The following is a 7,039-nucleotide window of genomic DNA, read 5'->3' as shown; positions in this document are numbered from 1 at the left end:
TGTGAACTCATAATGTTGGTTTTATGAGTCAACTTTTTTCAGGGTAAGACAAATAATAAGTAAGCAAAAACCTGACTGTTCAGTAAGCGTTTAGAAGATGTTCAGAAGCCGTTCAGATTATATTTAGAAAACATTCAAAAAAGGGGCAGAAACTGCTTTCCACCCCATATAAAATTATTATTCCAAATCTAATCAATCGTTTCCGTTTTAAGGAACTTACTCATTTCTGATAACAGTTCCCGCAGAAGCATCACTGATATCCGATGCCTGCTTTATTATCACCTGCTTCACACCATTGTCGATAGCAGAGAAAGAGTTTTCAAGCTTTGGAATCATACCTCCCTGAATTACGCCCTCTTCAGTATATTTGCGGAAGAGTTCAGGAGTAATTACAGGTATTACGCTGTCATCATCGTTTTCATCGCTGAGAACACCTTTCTTTTCAAAACAGTACACTAAAGTCACATCGAAGTAAGCAGCAAGTCCTTTAGCTGTTTCTCCGGCTATGGTATCAGCATTTGTGTTCAGGATATTGCCCTTACCGTCGTGAGTAAGAGGAGCCATTACAGGAACTATTCCCTGAGAGATAAGCGTAGAAAGCATCTTTCCGTTCACTTCCTTAACATCGCCCACAAAGCCATAGTCCACATCCTTAACCGGACGTTTTACAGAAAGAATGGCATTCATATCAGCACCTGTCAGACCGATGGCGTTCACACCCCTTGCCTGAAGGCCGGCAACGATATTCTTGTTCACCAGACCACCGTAGACCATAGTAACCACTTTCAATGTTTCGGCATCTGTCACACGGCGACCATTCACCATAGTGCTTTCAATACCTAACTGTGCAGCTACCTTTGTGGCAGAACGTCCTCCGCCATGCACCAACAGTTTGTATCCAGGTATTGAAGCGAAATCGTCAAGCAGGCGTGCAAGTGTATCCGGTTCCTCTACAATCTTTCCGCCCACCTTTATAATAGTAAGTTTTTCCATATTATTCCAAATAAGTATATCCGTAAAGTCCCGAACGATAGTTAGAGAGGAATTCCTTTCCTTCTTCGAGCGAGATACGTCCTTCTTTCACTGATTTAGTTACCCAAGTTTCCAGCGTACGCACAAGTTTCTTAGGATTGTACTGAACATAGTCGAGCACTTCAGCCACAGTTTCACCGTCTATTACCTGGTCGATGCTGTAACCCTTGTCGTTTACAGTTACGTGTACCGCATTAGTATCACCGAAGAGGTTGTGCATATCTCCAAGGATTTCCTGATAAGCTCCTACGAGGAATACACCTATATAATAAGATTCCTTACCCTTAAGAGTATGAACAGGTAAATCGTGCGATACGCTTCTTGACGAAACGAAGTTTGCAATCTTACCGTCTGAGTCGCAAGTGATATCCTGCAGTGTAGCAGTACGGTCAGGTTTCTCATCAAGACGCTGTATAGGCATGATTGGGAAAATCTGGTCGATAGCCCAAGAGTCCGGAAGCGACTGGAAGAGAGAGAAGTTACAGAAATACTTGTCGGCAAGAAGCTTGTCGATATTTCTGAACTCTTCAGGTACATGCTTCAGTCCTGATGCTATCTGAGTAATCTCGCGAGTGACAGACCAGTAAAGTTTCTCTATCTGCGCTCTTGTCTTCAAATCTACTATACCGTGACTGAACAGGTCAAGAGTTTCCTCACGAATCTGCTGTGCATCATGCCAAGCCTCAAGCATACGGCTTTGGTTAAGGTTATCCCAGATTTCGTAAAGTTCCTGCACTAATTCATGGTCGTCAGGAGAAACTTCGAAATCATCATCCATTGCAGGAAGAGAAGCAGTTTCCAGCACCTCAAAAATCAACACAGAATGGTGTGCCGTAAGCGAGCGTCCACTTTCTGTAATAATATTCGGATGAGGAATACCGTTCTTGTTGCTGGCATCCACCATTATAGATATAGAGTCGTTCACGTACTCCTGAATAGAATAATTCACACTACTTTCGCTGTTTGGCGAGCGGGTACCGTCGTAATCAACTCCCAATCCACCGCCTATATCGACAAACTCAACAGGGAATCCCAGCTGATGGAGCTGAACATAGAACTGCGAAGCCTCTCTAAGTGCAGTCTTGATACGGCGTATCTTTGTCACCTGACTGCCAATGTGGAAGTGAATCAGCTTCAGACAGTCTTTCATGCCCTTCTTTTCTATGAAATCAAGCGCCTCAAGAAGTTCGCTTGAAGTCAGTCCGAACTTACTTGCGTCGCCACCGCTTTCTTCCCATTTACCGCTACCCGACGAAGCCAGTTTGATACGGATACCGATGTTTGGACGCACATTCAACTGTTTTGCCATCTTGGCAATCAGTCTGAGTTCGTTCATTTTCTCCACTACAAGGAAAATACGTTTACCCATCTTCTGAGCCAGAAGAGCCAGTTCGATGTAACTCTCATCCTTATATCCGTTACAGATGATAAGCGAATCGGAATCTGTGTTGATGGCAATCACGGCATGCAGTTCAGGTTTTGAACCGGCCTCAAGTCCGAGATTGAATTTCTTTCCGTGGCTGATTATTTCCTCAACCACAGGACGCATCTGATTCACCTTGATGGGATAGATGATGAAGTTCTGGGCATTATAGCCGTACTCCTTCGATGCCTGTCCGAAGCAGTTCGAGATTTTCTCGATACGATTATCCAGAATATCCGGGAATCTCACCAGCATGGGAGCCGTAACGTCCCTAAGCTGAAGTTCGTCCACCAATTCCTTCAAGTCCACCGCCACTCCGTCCTTACGCGGAGTAACCACCACATGTCCCTTCTCGTTTATTCCAAAATAAGAAACACCCCATCCGGTGATGTTATAAAGCTCTTCCGAGTCTTCAATACGCCATTTTCGCATTTCTTGAATTAATAATTAACAATTAAAAATTAATAATGTCCTATCAATTATCATTAACCGGGTTTTACTGCCCCTTCATCAGTCAGCTATTTTTATTTATCAAATTTCTAAGTATCTCAACCGTTTCATCAATCTGCTTTCTGCTCTCCAGTCTGCTGCCATCCAGTTTTATCGCAGCTTTCGAGTAGAAAGGCATTCTACGTTCCAATCCCTCGGATATTGTCTGCCTCAGTTCATCATCCGATTTTCCGGCCACAAGCGGTCTGTTTGCTGCAGCCTGTTTCAATCGGCGGAACAGTACATCCTGCGAAGCATCAAGAAACACAGTAATTCCGCGACTGTTCATAACCTCCATATTGTCGAAAAAGCATGGAGTTCCCCCTCCGCATGCCACGACGACATTTTCAAATTCCGATACTTCGTGCAGCATACTCCTCTCCAACTGTCGGAATCCGTCCTCACCACGGGTAGCAAAGATATCTCGTACGGATGCGTGCATACGCTCCTCGATATACCAGTCGAGGTCGATAAAACTAAGATTGCATGCCTTGGCAAAAGCCTTTCCTAATGTAGTCTTGCCCGAAGCCATATATCCGGTCAGGAATATTCTCATTCGTTTCTTTAGTTATTGGTTGTTATTTCTTCCTTTTTCTCGTCTCCGCCTTAGTCTTCTGCAGTTCAATTACTTTGAAACAAGCCTCAGCAGTAAGGTCTGCCGGTTCAACCCCCGAAGGAATCTTGTAGTTCTTACCCTCACTTGCGATATAAGGACCATATCTTCCGTTCAGTACCTGAAGATCCGGATAATCGGCAAATACCTTAATCACCTTCTTTGCCTCAGCATCCTGCTTATCCTTAATCATCTGTACAGCTTCTTCTAAAGTGATTGTCAACGGATCTTTATCCTTAGGAACGGATACGTATATATTATCTGTTTTCACATACGGTCCGAACTTACCGGCTCCAACACTCACCTGCTTTCCTCCGTATTCGCCAAGCATACGTGGCAAGCGGAACAGTTCCAAGGCTTCTTCCAGAGTGATAGTCTCCATAGACTGCTCGCGGCGCAACTGGGCAAAACGCGGCTTCTCTTCATCATCGGCACTACCAATCTGCACCACAGGACCGAAACGTCCGATTTTCACAAATACCGGCCTTCCTGTAGAAGGGTCCTCGCCCAACAGTCTTTCGCCCACCTTGTGCTCTGCCTTCGAAGCCGAAGTTTTCTCCACCAGCGGATGGAATGCTGTATAGAAACGGCTTATCATGTCTGTCCATGATTTTTCGCCGGCAGCCACTTCATCGAATTCCTTTTCAACTCCCGAAGTGAAGTTATAATCCATAATTTCAGGGAAATATTCCATAAGGAAGTCTGTCACAACCACACCAACGTCTGTAGGCATAAGTTTCTGCTTCTCGCTTCCTGCCGTTTCTGTCTTTATTTCGCAAGTGATGTTTCCTTTCTTGTCGAGGGTAAGCAGTCTGAACTGACGTTCCACCCCCTCACGGCTGCCCTTCTCCACATATCCGCGCTGCTGCACAGTAGAAATGGTAGGAGCATAAGTAGAAGGACGTCCGATGCCAAGTTCCTCAAGTTTTCTCACCAAGCTGGCTTCCGTATATCTTGCAGGCGGCTGGCTGAAACGCTCTATAGCACGAATATCCTTGCGTTCAAGTTTCTGTCCTGCCTGCATAGGCGGCAACAGACGGCTTTCGTCCTCACGTTCGGAATCATCGTCAAGACTCTCGCTATACACACGCATGAAACCGTCGAATATCACTGCCAGTCCGGCTGCATTAAACTTGCAGTCTGTACCTTCGGCAGCAATAACGGCAGTGGTCTTCATCAGTTCGGCATCAGCCATCTGTGAAGCCAGGGTACGCTTGCGTATAAGGTCATAAAGTCTTTGTTCCTGTGCTGTAGCGTCTATCTTCTCCTTATCCATATATGTAGGACGGATAGCTTCGTGCGCTTCCTGAGCCCCTTTGGTATGTGTATGATATTGTCGCGTACGCAGATATTTCTCTCCGGCCTTCTCTTTAATAACCTTGGCACATGCTCCGAGAGCCAGTTCCGAGAGGTTTACGGAGTCGGTACGCATATATGTGATATATCCGTTTTCATAAAGTTTCTGAGCCAGCATCATGGTCTGTCCCACGCTGTAGCCCAACTTTCTGGCTGCTTCCTGCTGAAGAGTGGAAGTAGTGAAAGGAGGTGCCGGACTGCGTTTCACCGGACGAGTAGTGATATCTTCCACCACAAAATCTGCTCCGGCGCACTGTTCGAGTATGCGGCGTGCCTCTTCCTTTGTTTCCGGACGTACGGACAGTTCCGCTCTGATTTCAGCGCCCTCCGCATCTGTCAGCACAGCAATCACCCTGAATGCCGGTTTCGGACTGAATGCATTGATTTCGCGTTCTCGTTCCACTATAAGTCTTACCGCAACGCTCTGCACTCTTCCGGCCGAGAGTGACGGTTTTATCTTTTTCCACAACACAGGCGAGAGTTCGAAACCTACTATTCTGTCGAGCACACGGCGTGCCTGCTGTGCATCCACCAGACTGAGATCTATTCCTCGCGGTGTCTCTATCGCATGTTTTATGGCATTAGGGGTTATTTCATGAAAAACTATTCGGCGCGTGCTTTCCTGTTTCAGTTTCAGTACTTCCTGCAGATGCCATGCTATAGCCTCTCCTTCGCGGTCCTCATCACTTGCCAGCCATACGATGTCTGCGCTGTCGGCCTCAGCCTTGAGCTGTGCCACAAGCTTTTTCTTGTCAGCCGGAACTTCGTATATAGGTGCAAAACCATGTTCTACATCTACGCTGAACGATTTCTTCTTCAGGTCGCGTATATGCCCGTAGCTGGACATGACTTTATACCCGTCGCCCAAGAACTTTTCTATGGTGCGGGCCTTTGCGGGAGACTCTACTATTACCAGATTGTTCTGCATATTTTCAGGTTCAAATTGATTATTGATGGCAAAAGTAGAAAAAAAATTGAGGGTACATATTATAATAAGGTATGAAATGATAATTTTTTCTTATTTTTCTACATTCCACTCCTCTATCGTTCCGGTTTCGGAGGAAAATACTACACATATTAGCTTTCACTGACATCAAAACAGTTTGATTCAATTTATTGATAGAAACCGCACCTTACTTCATTATCTGGATTTTGTATTCATACTTAACATCATTAATGAATTAAACATCCGGAAATGCAAAAGCTACAATTCTCTATTATTTAAGACGAAACGCGCCGTTTCAAAAGCCGTGACACGTTCGTGTAACGCGCGTAACACGTTCGTGACGCGAGCGTAACACGTACGTGTTCCACCCGTAACACGAACGTGTTACGGTTTCTGCGTCGAAGAGTTTTCTGATTTGTTTTTCGTCATTCAGATATATAATTATCCTTCTTTTCCAATAATCATCCCAATTTAAAAACCTGACTACCATTTATAGAGATAATCATCACATAAGCAACATGTGCACGGATAGCAATTATTTCACCTTTTATCTGCAATAACGATCTTAACTTGAAAAAATCGTTGGTTGCTGCCGAAGTGAACATTATGTCTGAGGGACTCACTCATTGACATGTATGACAGAGAGTGTATAAGTCACGATAGATAGACTCAAATATGATTTCCGGACGGTATTTGTTTGCATCGGAAAGTGTACTACAAGAAGGCATGGTTGTTATATCCATATGACAAAGTTTTCGTGTTTCTGCCTGTATGGACGTCATTATCTAACGCAAGTAACAAAAACATATGATAACAGCATATAACATTACAATAAAATGTCTCAAAATATCAAATCGTTTCACATATTGTTCACCATCATATTTACGACTCGTCTGAGGTTATTTTTGACTTTTCCAGTAGTTTTATGTCCTGACTATATAGCACCTGTCCGCTAAAATGTACATTTTTGCCAATAGTTGGATTTATTATATTTGCGACAGAAACCTAACCCAAAGGGACTGACCTCGCAAATAAAGTCAGCCATTTTATGGTTTCGTATTTTTTTATCGGACAGTAATAACAGTAAATACATTTATTGCAGATTCATATCCATACATGCAAGCATTTATAGTCAAAAAGAAATGCTTTGCGAATTGAGCAATCGGAAATTGAGAGTCAG

General features: G+C 44.2%; 5 protein-coding genes. All 5 read right to left on the bottom strand.

Annotated features, from left to right (window positions below; translation table 11 throughout):
• Window positions 1–216: 216 nt before the first annotated feature.
• Window positions 217–993, bottom strand: a complete 777-nt coding sequence (argB, locus tag QZ379_RS11470; protein WP_204401794.1) for an acetylglutamate kinase — start codon at window positions 991–993, stop codon at window positions 217–219.
• A 1-nt stretch (window position 994) separates the two neighbouring features.
• Window positions 995–2,887 carry a biosynthetic arginine decarboxylase gene (speA, locus tag QZ379_RS11465; protein WP_291564754.1) on the bottom strand — a complete coding sequence of 631 codons (1,893 nt, stop codon included), beginning with the start codon at window positions 2,885–2,887 and terminating at the stop codon, window positions 995–997.
• A gap of 82 nt (window positions 2,888–2,969) precedes the next feature.
• A complete protein-coding gene (locus QZ379_RS11460) occupies window positions 2,970–3,500 on the bottom strand; it encodes a shikimate kinase (RefSeq protein ID WP_291564751.1) in 531 nt (176 codons plus the stop codon).
• Window positions 3,501–3,522: 22 nt separating this feature from the next.
• On the bottom strand, window positions 3,523–5,841 hold the full coding sequence (gene topA, locus QZ379_RS11455; RefSeq protein ID WP_291564748.1) for a type I DNA topoisomerase: 2,319 nt from the start codon (window positions 5,839–5,841) through the stop codon (window positions 3,523–3,525).
• An 803-nt stretch (window positions 5,842–6,644) separates the two neighbouring features.
• Entirely contained in the window at window positions 6,645–6,722 is a 78-nt protein-coding gene (locus QZ379_RS11450; RefSeq protein ID WP_291564760.1) for a hypothetical protein, read from the bottom strand.
• Between the last annotated feature and the right edge of the window lie 317 nt (window positions 6,723–7,039).

The sequence above is a fragment of the Bacteroides sp. genome, assembly GCF_019417265.1.
Lineage (GTDB): Bacteria > Bacteroidota > Bacteroidia > Bacteroidales > Bacteroidaceae > Phocaeicola.
This window is presented reverse-complemented; position numbering and strand designations above follow the sequence as displayed.

Bases quoted from the DNA above. Each gene is read 5' to 3' on its own strand.
- speA (WP_291564754.1), bottom strand. From the start codon at position 2,887: ATGCGAAAATGGCGTATTGAAGACTCGGAAGAGCTTTATAACATCACC.
- topA (WP_291564748.1), bottom strand. From the start codon at position 5,841: ATGCAGAACAATCTGGTAATAGTAGAGTCTCCCGCAAAGGCCCGCACC.
- QZ379_RS11460 (WP_291564751.1), bottom strand. From the start codon at position 3,500: ATGAGAATATTCCTGACCGGATATATGGCTTCGGGCAAGACTACATTA.
- argB (WP_204401794.1), bottom strand. From the start codon at position 993: ATGGAAAAACTTACTATTATAAAGGTGGGCGGAAAGATTGTAGAGGAA.